Raw genomic sequence first — 17,538 nt, forward strand, 5'->3', positions numbered from 1 at the left:
TTTGCATCAATATGACTGGAAACAACATATCATTTATAATTCCAATTTATAATAGACCAGATGAAGCTAAAGAGCTTTTGCAAAGCTTTGCTGCTTTAGATGGAGACAAGGATTTTGAAATAGTTATTGTTGAAGATGGCTCTGAGATTAGTTCTGAGTTAGTTGTGCAAGAATATAAATCGCAATTAAACATTTCATATTATTTTAAGGAAAATTCTGGGCCTGGAGACTCTAGAAATTATGGAATGAAAAAGGCAACAGGGAGTTACTTCATCATTTTAGATTCTGATTGTGTATTGCCAAAACAATATTTAATTAAAGTTTTAAATAATTTAAACAATAATTATGTGGATTGCTTTGGTGGTCCTGATGCTGCTCACGACTCGTTTAGTAATATTCAAAAGGCAATAAATTTTGCAATGACCTCTTTTATATCTACTGGAGGTATAAGAGGTAAGGCGTCTAGTATTAACAAGTTTCAACCAAGAAGCTTCAATATGGGAATCTCTAAAAAAGCGTTTGAGGCTACAGGAGGTTTTGGTCGTATACACCCTGGAGAAGATCCAGATTTATCCATTAGATTATGGAAACTTGGTTTTGAAACAAGACTTATTACCGAAGCTTATGTGTATCATAAACGCAGAATATCATGGTCTAAATTTTATAAACAAGTCTATAAATTTGGCTCTGTAAGACCAATTTTAAACAAATGGCATCCTCATACAAAAAAAATAACCTATTGGTTTCCTACACTATTTTGCTTAGGGTTTGTTATATCTTTAGTAGCGTTATTTTTAGAAATAACATTGCTTATGTATTTGGTTTTTGGATATTTAGCTTTAAGCTTTATAATTGCAGTATTTAAGACCAAAAGCTTAGTTGTCGCAGTATTGTCGTTATTAGCAATATTAATTCAGTTTTTTGGCTATGGTTATGGGTTTTTAAAGTCGACTATAAAGCTTCAGTTTTCCAATGGGAAAGCTGAAGAATTATTTCCAAACTTGTTTTTTCGAGATATCTAATGAAAGTTTTTAAGCAAAGCATACTATCGTATTTTAAAAGTAAGAGACTTAATGTTTTCTTGCTGTTTATAGCGTTGGCTTTTTTGTTTTCTGTACTTTCAAAGTTATCTCAGCGATATACTCATAGTTTTACATTTAAAATCAATGCCATTAATGTACCAGAAGAACATGTTGTTTTAAACGATTCAACAAATACAATGACTATTGCTTTAACAACGTATGGGTTTAGGCATATTAAATACTATTTAAGGCAACCAGAAATAGATGTAGATTTTAAGGATTTGGAAAGAACAAAACCCCATTATAAATGGATTGAATCTAATGAGATATCAAAAATAATAAATCAGTTTGCTGCCAATATCACTGTGGAAAATATTACTCCTGATACTATCACTTTTAACTACGATGTTAACTCTGTAAAAATGGTGCCTGTTAAATTAGTGTCAAATATTAAATTTTCTGCTGGATATGATGTTATTGATACATATCAATTAGAACCAGATTCTATAAAAATAATTGGTCCAAAATCAATGACAGACTCTATTGTTGAGGTTAAAACAAAATCAATTGATTTAGAGAATGTTAATGCAGATATCGATCGCATTATTCAGCTAGACATACCAAAAGATTTAGATGAGATTAAAACACCTAAAAGCACAGTTAAAGTAAAAGGACAAGTAGAGAAGTTTACAGAAGGAACTATTGATGTGCCAGTCAATGTTATTAATATCCCTAAAAATGTTAAGATTAATTTTTACCCAAAAACAGTTCCAGTAATTTTTTATACGAGTTTAAGTAGCTTTAAATCTATTTCCTCAAATAGTTTTATTGTTCAATGTGATTTTAATACCATTAGAAATAATAGTACTTATTTAATTCCGAGTATTGTAAAACAGCCTGAAAAAATTAAATCAGCAAAGCTGAATGTAAAGCAAATTGAGTTTGTAATAATTAAGTAATATTAGTAATGAGCAAAATTATTGGATTAACTGGAGGGATTGGAAGTGGAAAAACAACCGTAGCTAATATGTTTTTTGAGTTGGGAGTTCCAGTATATATAGCAGATATTGAAGCTAAAAAGTTAATGAACAGGTCCAAAATAATTAAAAGAAAACTCGTAAAATTATTTGGAGATGATGCTTATATAGATAATGAATTAAACAAGCCTTTTATCGCTCAAAAAATATTTAGCAATAAGGATTTACTTGAAAAAATGAATGCTATTGTTCATCCAAAAGTTGCTACACATTTTAAACGCTGGGTAACGAAACAAACAGCACCTTATGTGATTAAAGAAGCTGCTATTTTGTTTGAAAATAATAACTATTTGCAATGTGATGCCATTATATTGGTTGTTGCTGACAAAGAAACTCGAATACAGCGTGTTATTAAAAGAGATAGTACTTCCAAGGCAAAAGTTAAAGCAATTATGGATAACCAATGGAGTGACGAAAAAAAGATGGAATTATCTCAATTTGTTATTAAAAACGTTACCTTATCAAATACACGAAAAGAGGTAGAAAATATTCACAAAAAGATACTCACTACCATTTGTGAATTTTAAATTTTAACATTTGTGTTAATGTAAGGTTAAATGGTATTCTATCTAAATGTTAAAATGTTAATTTTGAGTGATGGGTAAGAAAATGCTATTCGTCTTGTTAGTAATATTAATGAGTTTGTCACTTGTTGGAATTATTTTTGTACAGGCCTATTTTATTAACAATACGTTTAAAAATGAAGATGAGCAGTTTACATTTAATGTAAAGAAAGCACTTACCTATACATCAAATAAAGTGGTTGAGCTTGAATATGATTTATATGTAGAAAAGCTTGAAGAGATGTTAGCACAAGGCATTGTGCCAGATTCTACAACTATAAGTGGAATTATAGTTAGAAAACAATATGATAATGCAAATCAAATAATTGTTTACAATACAAGTGTTGTAGAAGAAAATTTTAAGATGCCATCGCTCTTTGACATGGGTTTAGATAGTTCTAGTTTTAGTATGTATACAGGGCTTGCAACTAAACAGGTTTTTAGTAATATTGATTTAGATAACGGTCTAACAATAGCACCATCGGAAACTACTAAAAATGTTTTTTCGCTAAATAAATTACAGTATGCAACTTTTGAAGCGCAATATAGAGAAGAAGCTAAAAACACACCTGTTCATTTACGGGTTACAAAAGAAACGATTGAAAAATTATTAAGTAAAAAGTTAACTGAAGATGGTATAGATATTAATTTTGAATATGCCATTTATCATAAAGACTTAGCAACAAAAGTGCAGTCTGCTAATTTTGAACCACAAAAATCTAAAACTATTGGAGTTCCAATTTTTTTAGACAATAATGATGAAAGTGAGTATAAGCTCTATATTAATTTTCCTGATAGAAATAAGTTTATTCTATCATCGATAGTTGGAATGGCAATACTTGCATTAGTATTTACAATCATTATAATTATTGCCTATTCAAGTGCCTTGTATCAATTGATAAAACAGCGTCAAATATCACAAATAAAGACCGATTTTATTAATAACATGACACATGAGTTTAAAACACCAATAGCAACAATAAATTTAGCTTTAGATGCCATACGGAATCCAAAAATTATTAATGATGAAGAAAAGGTAAAACGATACCTTGGAATGATAAAAGATGAAAACAAACGTATGCATGCACAAGTTGAAAATGTGCTTAGAATATCAAAACTAGAAAAGAACGAACTCAATATTAGTAAGGAACGTGTTGAACTACACGACTTAATGCATGATGCAATAATGCACATAGAATTAATTGTTGAGAGTAGAAATGGTTACGTGAAAACACATTTTGATGCTGTAAATTGTGATGTGCTAGCCAATGAAACCCACTTTACTAACGTTATAGTAAATATGTTGGATAATGCTGTGAAGTATTCTAACGATGAACCTAAAATAGATATATATACAGAGAATGTTGGAAATAACATTTTAATAAAGATACAAGATAAAGGTAACGGAATGTCGAAATCCGTTCAAAAAAGGGTGTTTGAGAAGTTTTATAGAGAGCACACAGGTGATGTACATAATGTTAAAGGCCATGGATTAGGTCTTGCATATGTAAAAAGAATAGTAGAAGATCATCAAGGTCACGTATCAGTAGAAAGCGAAAAAGGAAAGGGTAGTACCTTTATTATTAAACTACCATTAATATCATAAAATAGCTATGGAAGAGCAAAACAAAAAAATACTTTTAGTTGAAGATGATCCAAATTTTGGAACCGTGTTAAAAGACTATTTAAACATGAACGATTACGATGTAGTTCATGCTAAAAATGGTATGGAAGGATTTGAAAAATTTAAAAAAGACGATTACGATTTATGCATTCTCGATGTGATGATGCCATATAAAGATGGCTTTACATTGGCGAAAGAAATTCGTGAAAAAAATACCGATGTGCCAATAATTTTCTTGACTGCAAAAGCCATGAAAGAAGATGTCTTAAAAGGTTATAAAGTAGGAGCAGACGATTATTTAAATAAACCTTTTGATAGTGAAGTTCTATTAATGAAAATAAAGGCTATTATGCAACGTAAGGCTACAGATAGTGTTGCAGATAGTAAACAGTTTGAATTTCAAATAGGTGGTTTTCATCTAAACTCAAAACTTCGTTTTTTAAAATATAATGATGGTGAGCCTGTAAAACTATCACCAAAAGAAAATGAGTTATTACGTTTATTGGCTTTACATGAAAACGATTTAATGCCACGTGAGCTGGCTTTAACCAAAATATGGCGTGACGATAATTACTTTACTTCAAGAAGTATGGATGTGTACATTGCTAAACTTCGTAAGTATTTAAAATTAGATGAAAATGTCGAAATATTAAATATTCATGGTGAAGGTTTTAGACTAGTAGTCAATCAAAAAGCATAAGGAAATTATTTAAGTAGTTAATTTAAAATCTGCTATTTTGAGTTTTATCAAAATTTAGCAGATTTTTTTATGCTTAATACTTTTCAAAATCATCAATTGCAAAGGCATTTTTATATATTTTTTCATTAATGGTGTTGTCTTCATTAGAATCGTAATCTACCAATAATTTCCATAGATTATCCTCTTTTACCATTATTACGTGAAACTTGCCATAATACGATTGTTCGTTTGGTAACCCCTCATTTACAGTCAGTTTGTAAATGCCTCTTTCAGACGCTTTAGTATCATTACAAATACGTTCTAAGAACCTAAAAGATATTGTTTGAGGCGTTTTATTGGTTTTCCAACGAGAGGTATAACCATTTATGTAATCCGTTTTGTTTCTTATTAATTTTGAATTGCCTCCAACACGCACCAGTTCTTCTGCATGTAAGCTACCAAATAATTCGTGGTCAAAAGTTTCAAATGCTTTAGTGAAATTTGACCAAACTTGATTATTTATTTCATTTAAACATTTATTTTCTTGAGCTTGAATTTGTAAAGCAAAGACTATACAGACAAATGAGATAAAGGATTTTAAAGTTTTCATAAGTCAATTTGATTTTGTATTTGACTAATAATATAGTCAATATCTGTAAGGTAATCAAACCAAAGGGTCTCTTCATTTTTTTTAAACCAGGTTAATTGTCGTTTAGCAAAACGACGTGTATTTTTTTTAATTTCAGAAACTGCAAATTCTAAATCCCAGTCATCATCTAAATGCTTAAAAAGTTCTTTATATCCAACGGTGTTAAGTGCATTTAGGTGTTGGAAGTTTTTAAGGCTTTTTACTTCGTCTAATAAACCGTTAGTCATCATTGTGTCTACACGCTTATTAATACGTTCATAAATAATGCTTCTATCTGCTTTTAAGCCAACAGAAATAGTTTTAAAATTACGTGGTGTTTTGTCTTTGTTTAAAAATGAAGAATAGGGTTTTCCTGTACCAATGCATATTTCTAATGCTCGAATAACGCGATGAGGATTATCTATTGCAATTGAATTATAAGCTTTTTTATCTAAGTTTTTTAATTGCTTTTGAAGACTCTCAATTCCGTTTAATTCTAATTCTGTGTTAAGGCGTTTTCTAATTTTCGGGTCAACATCTGGAAAGTGGTCAAGCCCATTAATTATGGTATCGACATACAAGCCTGAGCCTCCAACCATAACTACAATATTATGTTTATTAAACAATCCATTCAAACATTCAATAGCATCTTTTTCAAAAGCACCAACGCTATAGTCTTCTTTTATGGATTTATGATGGATAAAGTGATGCGTAACTTGATTTAATTCTTCTTGAGTTGGAGCAGCTGTACCAATGTGCATTTCTTTAAAGAATTGTCTTGAATCTGCCGAAATAATCTCTGTATTAAAGTGTTTTGCGAGTTTAATACTTAAGGATGTTTTTCCAATAGCAGTTGGACCAATAACTGAAATAAGATATTTACTCATTTAATTTATTTCCGCAACTATGACAATATTCCGCATCATCCCTATGATTTTCAGTCATACAATATGGACAAGATTGCGTATTAGTGTGTACGTTGTGTTTATTTATTCTTACAACTTCAGCAGATACAATTCCAGTTGGTACAGCTAAAATTGCATAACCCATTAACATAATAAATGAAGAAATAAGCTGACCAAGAGCAGAGACAGGAGCGATATCGCCATATCCTACCGTTGTAAGTGTGACGATCGCCCAATAGACACTTCTTGGGATACTTGTAAAACCACTATCTTGGCCACTTTCTATTAGGTACATAATAGTACCGAGTATGATGCACAAAATAAAGACGAATAGTATAAAAACAGATATTTTTGCACGACTCGCCTTCATTGCTCTAGTGAGATTTGTCGATTCACCAATATATCTAGCCAATTTAAGTATTCTAAAAACTCTTAATAAACGTAATGCTCTTAATGCTACTAACGATTGTGAACCAATAAAGAAAAAAGATAAATATTTAGGAATGGTTGATAATAAATCAATAATACCAAAAAAACTAAATGCATATTTAAGAGGTTTTTTAACTGTTATAATTCTTGCAACATACTCTAACGAAAAGAGTATCGTTATTACCCATTCTGCTGAGTCTAAAAACTTATGATATTTGGAGTCAATGCTTTCAACGCTTTCTAGCATTACAAAAACAATACTTGCTATAATTACGATAAAAAGCACAATATTGAAGACCTTACCATTGGGTGTGTCGGCTTCATATAGTATTTCATGAAGTTTATGTCTCCAGCTTTTATTTGTATTGTTATCTGACAAGTTATTATTTTTTATAAATGTAGTAAAAGTTTATTGTTTTTTCTTTAGCGCTAATAGCGTCTTTGTTTGGGTGTTTACAATATTACTCATAAATTGCTTTAATGATATATAATAGCCAACTGAATATCTAGTTTTTTTAAGGTTTATTTTTAACGACATAGTTACTATGTTTCCATCGGTGCTTATAGCAAAAGTATAATCTCCTGCATTTTCTGGTAAAGTCATTTTTTTGCTTTGAGGAATTTCAGATAATTCATATTTATCTCCTAAATCTAATTGAAAATTGTACATGTAAGCCATTCTGTAACCAAAATCAATTGGGTAGGTTCTGTCTTGCAATTTAAATGGGTTTGTAGATATAAATTTATCTATGAAAGGGTCTAAATAAAGGGTTTCCGAAGTTGTTTCTAAATCTGGATATTCAATTTGAAATGATTCTTCAAACTTATCATTATTGATTGATTCATTTTTCACCTTATGTTCAATAACCTCCATTTCAACATGGTCGTTTTCAAAATCCTCTAAGTATCTTTTAGGGTTAGGGAAATAGTCTTTTTTCTTGCTTAGAGCAAAATAATTACTATATCTAGAGTTAATAGTGCCATTTAATATATTGTTTTCATTAAATTTTAAATCTACTTGGTATTGAATTAATGAAGAGCTTATACTTACAATATCTATCCATTTGCTACCTTTTTTAAGTGTTAATAACCTTCCGTAATCATTTAAACATCTAAAAGGTAGTTGACCAAAACTTAAATATTCGTCAGTAGCATCTAGCAAGTAAGGAACATCATCTATTGTTACTTGAGTTATTAAATAGTTAAAATCAGACAGTACAGGGTAGAGCGTAGTTGCAAATCCATTTTCTCTTGTCGATAATAATACAGGAGTAGACTCTATATTATTAGCAGTGAGTAAATTGTGCAATAATAAATTTATTTGAGATACATTTCCCGATTTGTTTTTTACTATGTCTTTTATGGATGCATCTGTAAATTTTAAATATTTTTCATTCCATGTATAATTTTCTTGAACAAAATTATAGATGTTTTTTGCCTTTGTTAATTTATCTTTTTCTTGAGAAATGGATGTACCTAAAAGCCCTTTTACATGGCTTTCTCTGTTAAATTGCTTCCCTATAGCTGGATGTGATTTTAGTTCTTTATCAACATCTTTCCAAGTTTTTGTAAACCTTTCTACAACACCATTAAAGCTTGTAGTTTTTTTTAATTCGTAGTCAATTCTAGATAAATAGTTTTTACTTGAAGTCATGTAATCTTCCTCGATAAATGCAGGAATGTTTTTCATGACATAAATAGAGTTTGTGCAATCTGCAGTTCCAGTATTTGTTAAGGCAATTCCACTTGCATTAGGGTTTAGGGATAAACATTTTTTTTCGATTGTACTTTCGTTTATATCTAGTTTTAAAACACCAACGAGTTTAATACCATACTCATAATTCCCTGGAATACTAGTATTATATTGGCTATAAAGCTTTGGGATATCATCCTGAAACTCCCATTCTTTATAATTAAACATAAATGGGGATTCTAGTCTATAGCTATAAGTTATAACGCTACCAGAAGAAATTTTAGGCAATGTAAATTTTACAATGGTATAGTTTTTATTATAAACCTCTCTAAAAACCTCACTATTTCTAATAGGCGTTTCTCTAATTTGCCCATTCTCTAAATTATGAGTTTTAGCAACTATTTTGGTGACTTTCTCTTCACGTCTTTTATCATCACTGTTATATAAATAAATTTCAACTGTAGATTCGTTTTCACCATCCTTATTAAGGATTTTTACTTTTTTTTCAATTTCGGTTATTAACTTATAAGTTTCTTTATGGACATAACTATTACCTTTTTCATAAATAACTAAGGCGTTTGCAGTAGTATCTTTAGCATAAACGTTTGTTTGTAAATCGCCCGTGGTTACCTCAATGTTTGATGAATTAAAATTACTTTGGGCATTTAACTGAAATATAAAAAGAAGGCTAAATAGGTTAAGAATTTGTTTCATGTTGTTTCTCTAAATTAATGATTTTTAATTTATGTCGTTTTCGTCTTAAATATGTTTGAATAATATGTTGCGAATCGCGATTATGCTCCATTGGAGTAATAATATTTTCCAACACCTTCAAGTTATTAATTTGATAATTAAGGTTGTAAAATCCAAAGCCCTTAAACATACCATTTTCAATTAATACTGCACTGCGCTCATCAACAACACGTCCTCTATCCGAAATTACCATGTTTTGTTTGTCAAACTTGTAATAATCAATAACATTTGAAACTTTTTTATTGTAGATTTCAAAAGGTTCTTCATCAATGCATGCACCAAAGCATTGTTTAATTGTATAATTAAAACAATTACTGCTGGTGTTGTGTAACCCTGTGAGTTTTTGACACAAATTGTGTTCATCTACTAAATTTGTAATAAAACTCTTGGCGCTTCGCATGTTAGAAAAAGTAATAATAGGTGTTCCTTTCCTATTTATGTTTGCAACCTTTAAATTAATATATCCACTGTCATCAGTATAGCTAAATAAACCATGAGAAAAGATGTTTTGCTTTAAGGCTCTATTGAAAAAAGGTTTATTTCTCTTAATTTCTTCACTTTCTTTTAACAATGCAACAAGTTCGCTTCCAGTATCTTCATAGGTTACTGTTGCTACTTGTAGTTGCATTTTTTTTGATTTTGGATTACTGCTTGTAAAATGCTGGTTAACGCGCTTTCTAATATTTTTACTTTTTCCAATATAAATAATATCCCCATTTTTATTGTGCATATAGTACACACCAGTAATAGAAGGAAGCGAATCTATAATATCCAACAATTTAGGCTCCATTTGGTATTTGGGTTCTAGCCTAATGGATTCTTTAATAATATTCTTGTTTAGATCTTTTGAAAGTAACATTTTAAACAACTTTACAGTTGCTTGAGCGTCACCAGCTGCTCTATGTCTATCGCTTACTGGAATTCCTAACGACCTTGTGAGTTTTCCAAGACTGTAAGAGTCTTCTTGAGGAATTAAATCTTTTGCAAGTTCAACAGTGCATAAGGTTTCTTTGCTAAAGTCAAAACCTAAACGTCTAAATTCGGTTCGTAATATGCGATAGTCAAATTTCGCATTGTGAGCCACTAGAATAGTGTCTTGGGTGATTTCTACAATACGCTTTGCGATTTCATAAAATTTTGGAGCGCTTCGTAACATATTACTATTAATACCTGTCAAATTAACTACAAAAGGTTGAATATCTCTCTCTGGATTAACAAGTGTAATAAATTGGTCTACAACTTCGTGACCGTCAAACTTATAGATGGCTATCTCGGTGATACCCTCTTCGTTGTACTTTCCTCCAGTCGTTTCTATGTCTAATATTGAATAAATAGGATTGTTTTTAATTTGAATAATTTCTCATTCCAAATATACTACTTCCAACTCGTACCATGGTACTTCCACAATCTACAGCAAGTTTATAGTCACCACTCATTCCCATAGAAATGGTCTCTAATTCACAATTTTTGGTGCTAATTCCTTTAAGAGAATTGAATATTTGGGTTAAAAGGTTGAACTCTTTCTTTAGCTGATTTTCATTATCTGTAAATGTTGCCATTCCCATCAAGCCAATAACTTTTATGTTTTTTAGCTCCGTAAACTCTTCAGAATTGAAAATTTCTTTGGCGTTTTGAGCAGTCATCCCAAACTTGGAATCTTCACTGGCTATTTTAATTTGCAACAAGCAATTTATAACTCTATTGTGTTTTAGTGCTTGTTTATTAATTTCTTTTAGGAGTTTAAAATTATCAACACCATGAATTAACGCCACAAACGATGCCATATATTTCACCTTGTTTCGTTGTACATGACCTATCATGTGCCATTCAATATCTTTTGGCATTAGCTCGTATTTCTCAACCATTTCCTGGATTTTGTTCTCCCCAAAAATGCGTTGACCAGCAGTATAAGCTTCCATAAGGTCACTTACTGGTTTGGTTTTGGAAACAGCTACTAGAGTAACATGCTCTGGGAGTTGAGATTTAATGTTGTTAAGGTTTGTAGAAATACTCATTTTATTATGAAAACTGTTTAGCCACTTTTTCGGCTTTTCTACTTTCAGAATAATCGTAAAATCCTTCACCAGATTTCACACCTAGTTTTCCTGCACTAACCATGTTTACTAATAGCGGACAAGGAGCATATTTCGGGTTTTTAAATCCGTCGTACATCACATTAAGAATAGATAAACATACATCTAAACCAATAAAATCTGCTAGTTGTAAAGGTCCCATAGGATGTGCCATACCAAGCTTCATAACGGTATCTATTTCTTGCACACCTGCAACTCCATTGTATAATGTTTCAATAGACTCGTTAAGCATTGGCATTAAGATTCTATTGGCAACAAATCCAGGATAGTCATTTACTTCTACTGGAATTTTACCAAGTGTGGTAGACATATCCATAATTAGTTTCGTTACCTCGTCACTTGTGTTGTAGCCGCGAATAATTTCTACCAATTTCATAATAGGTACAGGATTCATAAAATGCATTCCTATCACCATGTCTGGTCTTGAAGTAACTGCAGCAATTTGCGTGATAGAAATAGATGAGGTGTTAGTTGCAAGAATAGTGTCTTCTGGACATGCTTCATCCAGCTGCTTAAATATTTTTAACTTTAAGTCAATATTTTCGGTTGCTGCTTCTACTACTAAACCTGCATATTCAACACCTTCAGTGACACTTGTATAGGTTGAAATATTTGCTAATGTTTCTTCTTTTTGAGTTTCTGTGATTTTTTCTTTAGATACCATTCTATCTAAATTCTTGGTAATGGTATCAATTCCCTTTTTTAAAGCAGCATCGCTTATATCTATTAATTGAACTTTAAATCCGCTTTGTGCAAATGTATGAGCAATACCATTTCCCATGGTCCCAGCTCCAATTACTGCAACATTTTTCATTAATCTATTTATTTTTAATTAAAACAATTTATTATTTGATGAGCAACACGTAAAGCTTCTGTCCCATCTTCTAGTGTTACTATAGGTTTTGTATTTGTATTTATGGCATGAGCAAACGTCTCAAGTTCATCTAAAATCGCATTGTTGTTAGAAATTTGAGGATTATCAAAATAGATTTGTTTTTTTATGCCTTCAGCGTTTTGAAGAATCATATCGAAATCACCTGGATTTTCAGGTGCATCTTTCATTTTTACGACTTCGCATTTCTTCTCTAGGAAATCTACCGAGATATACGCGTCTTTTTGAAAGAATCGAGATTTGCGCATATTTTTTAATGATATTCTACTAGCAGTTAGGTTTGCAACACAGCCATTTTCAAATTCAATTCTAGCATTGGCAATATCTGGAGTTTCGCTAATGACAGATACACCACTTGCAGAAACGTGTTTCACTTTGGATTTTACCACGCTAAGAATAATATCAATATCATGAATCATCAAATCTAAAACCACAGGAACATCAGTCCCTCGAGGATTAAATTCCGCTAAACGATGTGTTTCTATAAACATAGGATTAACGATTTGATCTTTTATTGCTATAAAAGCTGGGTTAAATCGCTCTACATGCCCAACTTGCCCTCTTAAATTATGCTTTGCTAAAAGTTTACGAATTTCTTCAGCTTCTTCAACAGAATTGGTGATAGGTTTTTCGATAAAAACATGTTTGCCTTTAGCTATGGCTTTAAGTGCACAGTCGTAGTGTGATAGTGTCGGTGTGACAATGTCAACCATATCCACCGCTTCAATTAAAGCATCAATTGAGCTATAATATTTGTAACCAAATTCCGCTTCAACATTTTTAGCATTGGTCTTGTCGGCATCGTAAAACCCTACAAGCTCATATTTATCAGATTGGTTTAAAAGTCTTAAATGAATTTTTCCAAGGTGGCCTGCACCAAGTACACCAGCTTTTAGCATGTTTGTCGTTTTCAACAAAAATAAGATTTTTTATGCTTTTTTTAGAGGGATTCTTTATTTAAAATTTAATGATATTCTTGTTTTATATCACTAACATTTTGGCTAATTTTAGCAAGCAAAATTATTAGCATTGAAAGATACATTTAAGCATAAAGGACTACGTCAAAAACTTGTTGAAACTATAGCAGCCAAAGGTATAAAAGATGAAGCTGTATTAAAGGCCATAGGTAATATTCCACGGCATTTGTTTATGGATTCTGGGTTTTTAGACCATGCTTATCAAGACAAAGCGTTTCCTATTGCTGCCGACCAAACTATTTCTCAGCCATATACAGTCGCATTTCAAACAGAATTATTGCAGGTGAAAAGAGGTGATAAAATTCTAGAAATCGGTACTGGAAGTGGCTATCAAGCTGCTGTGCTTTGTGAGTTGGGTGCTAAAGTGTATAGTATTGAACGCCAGCAAGAACTTTTTAAAAAAACGAGTAAGTTTTTACCAAGATTAGGATACAGACCAAAAAAACTCATTTTTGGTGATGGCTATAAAGGGTTGCCTGAAGAAGCACCTTTTGACGGAATAGTTGTTACTGCAGGAGCGCCTTTTGTGCCTAAACCATTGTTAGCACAACTAAAAGTGGGAGGTAGGTTGGTGATTCCTGTTGGTGATGATGTACAAGTAATGACTTTGTATATAAGAAAAGGCGCAAAAGAATTTGAAAAACATGAATTAGGTGATTTTCGCTTTGTACCACTTTTAGAGGATAAAAATTAGTTGCTTTGTTGTATAATGACTAGGTGATTTCTAGAATAAATTGCTCAAGAAAAGTTATTAGTCCAACTTTTTTTGTTCTTGTGCAAATACTGGTTGTCATATATTTTTTATCAGCTTTCTGATCCCATAGCCCATAACCGATCTTGGTGTCCTGTTCGTGAGCATAGACTAAATATTTTTTTATTTAAAAAAAAGTTTTTTCCACAATCAGCTCCACCAGCAGTAGAAATTATTGTTATAGTATCTCTGAAATTGAAGTCTTTTTTTCCTTTATGTATATGTTTTATTTCAAAAATGAATTCGTAATGTATAAAGTCTTTAATTTTGTTTGAACCTGTTGTTTTCTCTTTGGTAATTACTTTGTTTATTTCAAGAACCTTGCCTGTAAAGATGAAGTCAGATTGATTTTGACCTTTTAAAATACCTACTCTAATACAGGAGCAAGCTAAGGATTTATGGATAGAAAATATAATAAAAAAAACTGCTAAAAAATATTTCATAATGTAAGTTATTCTAGTTTTTCAAAAATAATTTGATCTTTAGATTTAGAAAACTAACAATGAGTGAACTATACTTCTTGATTAGTTAACATCATGCAATTTATATTTAAATTAGGTTTTTCACCATCCTATAATCATCCATTACAAATCCATTACCAATATCCATAACTATGGAATCTATATTTTTGAAGCCTGATTTTTCGTAAGCTTTAATAGTATTTGTGTTATTCTTATTAACCGTTAACGAGATGGTTTTACATTGATAATTTTTGGCTTTTTCTTCAATAAAATTAAAAGCTGTTTTCCCTATTTTTTTGCCTCTAAATTCTTTAAGAAGATAGATTTTACTTAAAAAAAGATCGTCGTTATTCTTTTTAATTGATAAGTAGCCAACATTCTTATTTTCATGTTTAATGATGTAATATTCATAACCTTCAGTAGCCTGTTGCTGCATTGCTTCAGATGTTTGAAATTTTGCAACCATGTATTCTACTTGAGCCTTTCCAATAATAGGAATATAATGCTCATGCCAAACTATTTTTGCTAGTTTGGCAATTACATTAAAATGTTCTTTAGAATTTGCTAAAACAAAGTCTGTCATTAGTTTTTAAGTGCAGATTCATAGGCTGTAAATCCTCCAACTATTGGCAATGTTAATGAGGTTTCATCTAGTTTTATCGTAAGCTCAGTTCCTGGTTCAGGTTGTAAGGTAAACTCTTTGTCACTAGAAAAAATCATTAAACCTATTTGCTGACCTTTCTTAATAACTTGGTCATCAGGATTTAAGTCAAAAGTAACTGTGTAAAACTTTCCTTTTTGTAAAGGCTCGCTTTCTGTCAATGATTTATAATTTTGCGGATCTGCCCAACCACGATTAATTAGATTGTCGGTTATTTTAGCTCTTCTACCTTCTTGCCAAGGTAGTGACACTAACCAAACAGATAAGTTTGCAGCTGTTTTATTACTTGATAAAGTTACCGTGATTTTTGGTATACCAGAAATATGAACATCTTTACTAAATTTTGGTGTTACATACAACAAACGATGGTTTGTAATGTCTGCTTGTGCTAACCCTGAACCTGAGAATGAATAATTGTCCACTATAGTTTCAGTTGTTCTGGCTTTTAATTGAGTGCTTAAAGAGCCTTTTTTTGGAGCACCTGGGTTTAAAAAAAATGTTACATCTGAAGCCTCAGGATTTGGGTAATCTTTATATGCAGTAGGTTTATCTCGAGCATCATCTTCACGTACAATCCAAGCACGAGCATCGTTTTCAACACCATTATTTATACCGTGTAAATAGTGGGTAAACCAACGATTCATCATGGTCATTGGAGGTGGTCCACCATGACCGTTTTGATGATAATATATTTGAGTTGGTAATCCCATTTCTTTAGCTTTCTTGTAAATTCTATAGCTATGTTCTGGCATTACATTCCAGTCGTTAAATCCGTGAGACATTAATAAGGCAGCCTTCATTGGTGCCATGTCGTTTAAATAATCACGTCCTGCCCAAAACTCATTATAATCTCCAGTTTCTCTGTCCATACCGTTTTTCATTTCGGTATCGCGAACCATAGCATTACTATACTCTCTTTTAGATTTGAATATTTTAGTAGGCATATTAGCATCACTAACTTTTGTGTTTTTCATTGGCGTAAGTGGTTCTTCGCCACCGCTATGAATGAAGTCATAAAGTACATCGATATCTTCACCTAAATAACCACCTGGAGAACGTACTAATCCGTTAGAGCGATAGTAGTGATAATAAGATGTGTTAGGTGCTACTGGAATAATGGCTTCTAAACCATCCACACCTGTTGTAGCAGCTGCTAAAGGAATTGTTCCGTTATATGATGTTCCAGTCATTCCAACTTTTCCAGTTGACCAAAATGCTTGAACAGTTTCATTGCCATATGGTGTGGTGTATCCTTTTGCACGACCACATAACCATTCAACCACCGCTTTAGGTGCTAGACTTTCATTGTCACCACCAACTGTTGGTGAACCTTGTGATAATCCAGTACCAGGAGAGGATGAATGTACTACTATATAACCTCTAGGAACCCAAGTTTTTATTTGCGAATTCGAAATTATTGGACGCTTTCCAATTCTAGTAACTTCAGGGTTTACTCGAGGTTTTGGTGTTTCCCCCAATTCGTGTTTTACATTCCAAAGGATGCCTTCTCCTAAACCAGAGGTTCCTGCGTAATATGGGCTAGATTCGTAAACAACAGGGAGTTTTAAGCCTTCAGTATCGGTTTGTTTTGGTCTAGTTACTGCCACATGCATTCTATCGAGTTTGCCATCACCGTCAGTGTCAAATGAGGTTTCTACCCAAAGGTCGTGACGTATCCAATCATCTGGATTATTAAAAGCTTCAACAATTTGAGCTTCACCATCTTTAAAAACAGGCTTAGCTTTTTCTTGAGCTATCGCTGAAAAAACTAGCGATAGTGTTAATAGGAAAATGTATAAATCTTTTTTGAAAGTAACCTTCATTTTGTATTAATTTTTGTTTGGTAAATATTGTTTCGGAATAGGATTTTCTTCAGATTCCTGTACCCAATAGATATTAATTATCCACCATCTATTACCATCATTAAGTAACTGAATGCTATTAATGCCTCTCATAAATGGTTCTTTATCATTTTTGCTTCTGTAAGATTCGTAGGTGCTAAATACTTGTGTAATATTACCAAAAGTATCTACTTCTCGTTGTAATTCAATTTCATAAAAGCCATTTTCAACTAGAAAATTCCCAGAAGTATTTACATAATCATCAGGTGTCATAAAACGAGCACCTATTTTTCCTTCTCTATTTTTTCCTGATGGTATTAATTTTGCATCTGGATGAAACAGAAATCTGAATAAATCCCAGTCTCTAGCTTCTCCTTTTTCGCCTGAAATTACAGCATATAAAGTTTCAAGAGTGCTGTCTAGTGTTTTTACTTTTTTAGTGTATGTTTCATTGCTTTTTTGGGCAACCAAAGTGGTGCTGAAACAGAAAATAACTCCTAAAATGATTAGTTTTTTCATATTAATATGT

At 31.7% G+C, this 17,538-nt stretch carries 18 protein-coding genes; 6 read left to right on the forward strand and 12 right to left on the reverse strand.

What is annotated here, in order from left to right:
• Positions 1-11 precede the first annotated feature (11 nt).
• The 5 genes from HB672_RS07785 (at position 12) to HB672_RS07805 (ending at position 4,946) form a co-directional block, all read left to right on the forward strand.
• The gene (locus HB672_RS07785) at positions 12-1,022 is read left to right on the forward strand and encodes a glycosyltransferase (protein WP_167610560.1); all 1,011 of its coding nucleotides are present in this window, start codon (positions 12-14) and stop codon (positions 1,020-1,022) included.
• Positions 1,022-1,981: a YbbR-like domain-containing protein gene (locus HB672_RS07790; protein WP_167610563.1), complete on the forward strand. Its 960-nt coding sequence runs from the start codon at positions 1,022-1,024 to the stop codon at positions 1,979-1,981. Before HB672_RS07785 ends, HB672_RS07790 begins: the two co-directional genes overlap by 1 nt.
• A gap of 8 nt (positions 1,982-1,989) precedes the next feature.
• Positions 1,990-2,586 carry a dephospho-CoA kinase gene (coaE, locus tag HB672_RS07795; protein WP_167610566.1) on the forward strand — a complete coding sequence of 199 codons (597 nt, stop codon included), beginning with the start codon at positions 1,990-1,992 and terminating at the stop codon, positions 2,584-2,586.
• Between the two features lie 70 nt (positions 2,587-2,656).
• Positions 2,657-4,228 (forward strand): HAMP domain-containing sensor histidine kinase, encoded by a 1,572-nt coding sequence (locus HB672_RS07800; RefSeq protein ID WP_244306595.1) that lies wholly within the window; start codon positions 2,657-2,659, stop codon positions 4,226-4,228.
• 7 nt (positions 4,229-4,235) lie between these two features.
• A complete protein-coding gene (locus HB672_RS07805) occupies positions 4,236-4,946 on the forward strand; it encodes a response regulator transcription factor (RefSeq protein WP_167610569.1) in 711 nt (236 codons plus the stop codon).
• Positions 4,947-5,019: 73 nt separating this feature from the next.
• Here the strand turns inward: HB672_RS07805 and HB672_RS07810 are convergent, their stop codons facing one another.
• Genes HB672_RS07810 through HB672_RS07845 form a run of 8 tightly spaced genes read right to left on the reverse strand, consistent with a single transcriptional unit; the run spans position 5,020 to position 13,217 of the window.
• Complete coding sequence (locus HB672_RS07810; RefSeq protein WP_167610572.1) at positions 5,020-5,535, reverse strand: nuclear transport factor 2 family protein; 516 nt, start codon at positions 5,533-5,535, stop codon at positions 5,020-5,022.
• On the reverse strand, positions 5,532-6,440 hold the full coding sequence (gene miaA / locus HB672_RS07815; protein ID WP_167610575.1) for a tRNA (adenosine(37)-N6)-dimethylallyltransferase MiaA: 909 nt from the start codon (positions 6,438-6,440) through the stop codon (positions 5,532-5,534). The genes HB672_RS07810 and miaA overlap by 4 nt, the downstream gene beginning before the upstream one ends.
• Complete coding sequence (locus HB672_RS07820; protein WP_167610578.1) at positions 6,433-7,266, reverse strand: ion transporter; 834 nt, start codon at positions 7,264-7,266, stop codon at positions 6,433-6,435. The genes miaA and HB672_RS07820 overlap by 8 nt, the downstream gene beginning before the upstream one ends.
• 30 nt (positions 7,267-7,296) lie before the next feature.
• Complete coding sequence (locus HB672_RS07825; RefSeq protein WP_167610581.1) at positions 7,297-9,294, reverse strand: DUF3857 domain-containing protein; 1,998 nt, start codon at positions 9,292-9,294, stop codon at positions 7,297-7,299.
• A complete protein-coding gene (locus tag HB672_RS07830) occupies positions 9,278-10,666 on the reverse strand; it encodes an exonuclease domain-containing protein (RefSeq protein WP_167612445.1) in 1,389 nt (462 codons plus the stop codon). Before HB672_RS07830 ends, HB672_RS07825 begins: the two co-directional genes overlap by 17 nt.
• A gap of 10 nt (positions 10,667-10,676) precedes the next feature.
• Positions 10,677-11,348 carry a YggS family pyridoxal phosphate-dependent enzyme gene (locus HB672_RS07835; protein ID WP_167610584.1) on the reverse strand — a complete coding sequence of 224 codons (672 nt, stop codon included), beginning with the start codon at positions 11,346-11,348 and terminating at the stop codon, positions 10,677-10,679.
• 4 nt (positions 11,349-11,352) lie between these two features.
• Positions 11,353-12,240 (reverse strand): 3-hydroxybutyryl-CoA dehydrogenase, encoded by an 888-nt coding sequence (locus HB672_RS07840; protein ID WP_167610587.1) that lies wholly within the window; start codon positions 12,238-12,240, stop codon positions 11,353-11,355.
• 14 nt (positions 12,241-12,254) lie between these two features.
• Entirely contained in the window at positions 12,255-13,217 is a 963-nt protein-coding gene (locus HB672_RS07845) for a Gfo/Idh/MocA family oxidoreductase (RefSeq protein WP_167612448.1), read from the reverse strand.
• 130 nt (positions 13,218-13,347) lie between these two features.
• On the opposite strand from HB672_RS07845, the gene HB672_RS07850 reads away from it, so the two are divergent.
• A complete protein-coding gene (locus HB672_RS07850; protein WP_167610590.1) occupies positions 13,348-13,989 on the forward strand; it encodes a protein-L-isoaspartate(D-aspartate) O-methyltransferase in 642 nt (213 codons plus the stop codon).
• 110 nt (positions 13,990-14,099) lie between these two features.
• Here HB672_RS07850 and HB672_RS07855 read toward each other — a convergent pair whose 3' ends face one another.
• From HB672_RS07855 to HB672_RS07870, 4 genes are all read right to left on the reverse strand, one after another.
• Positions 14,100-14,489 (reverse strand): hypothetical protein, encoded by a 390-nt coding sequence (locus tag HB672_RS07855; protein ID WP_167610593.1) that lies wholly within the window; start codon positions 14,487-14,489, stop codon positions 14,100-14,102.
• Between the two features lie 106 nt (positions 14,490-14,595).
• Positions 14,596-15,090 (reverse strand): GNAT family N-acetyltransferase, encoded by a 495-nt coding sequence (locus HB672_RS07860; protein ID WP_167610596.1) that lies wholly within the window; start codon positions 15,088-15,090, stop codon positions 14,596-14,598.
• Entirely contained in the window at positions 15,090-16,991 is a 1,902-nt protein-coding gene (locus HB672_RS07865) for a Xaa-Pro dipeptidyl-peptidase (protein WP_167610599.1), read from the reverse strand. The genes HB672_RS07860 and HB672_RS07865 overlap by 1 nt, the downstream gene beginning before the upstream one ends.
• A gap of 6 nt (positions 16,992-16,997) precedes the next feature.
• Complete coding sequence (locus tag HB672_RS07870) at positions 16,998-17,528, reverse strand: hypothetical protein (protein WP_167610602.1); 531 nt, start codon at positions 17,526-17,528, stop codon at positions 16,998-17,000.
• Positions 17,529-17,538 lie beyond the last annotated feature (10 nt).

Origin of the sequence: Gaetbulibacter sp. S0825, from assembly GCF_011777505.1 — a bacterium.
Classification (GTDB): domain Bacteria; phylum Bacteroidota; class Bacteroidia; order Flavobacteriales; family Flavobacteriaceae; genus Pontimicrobium.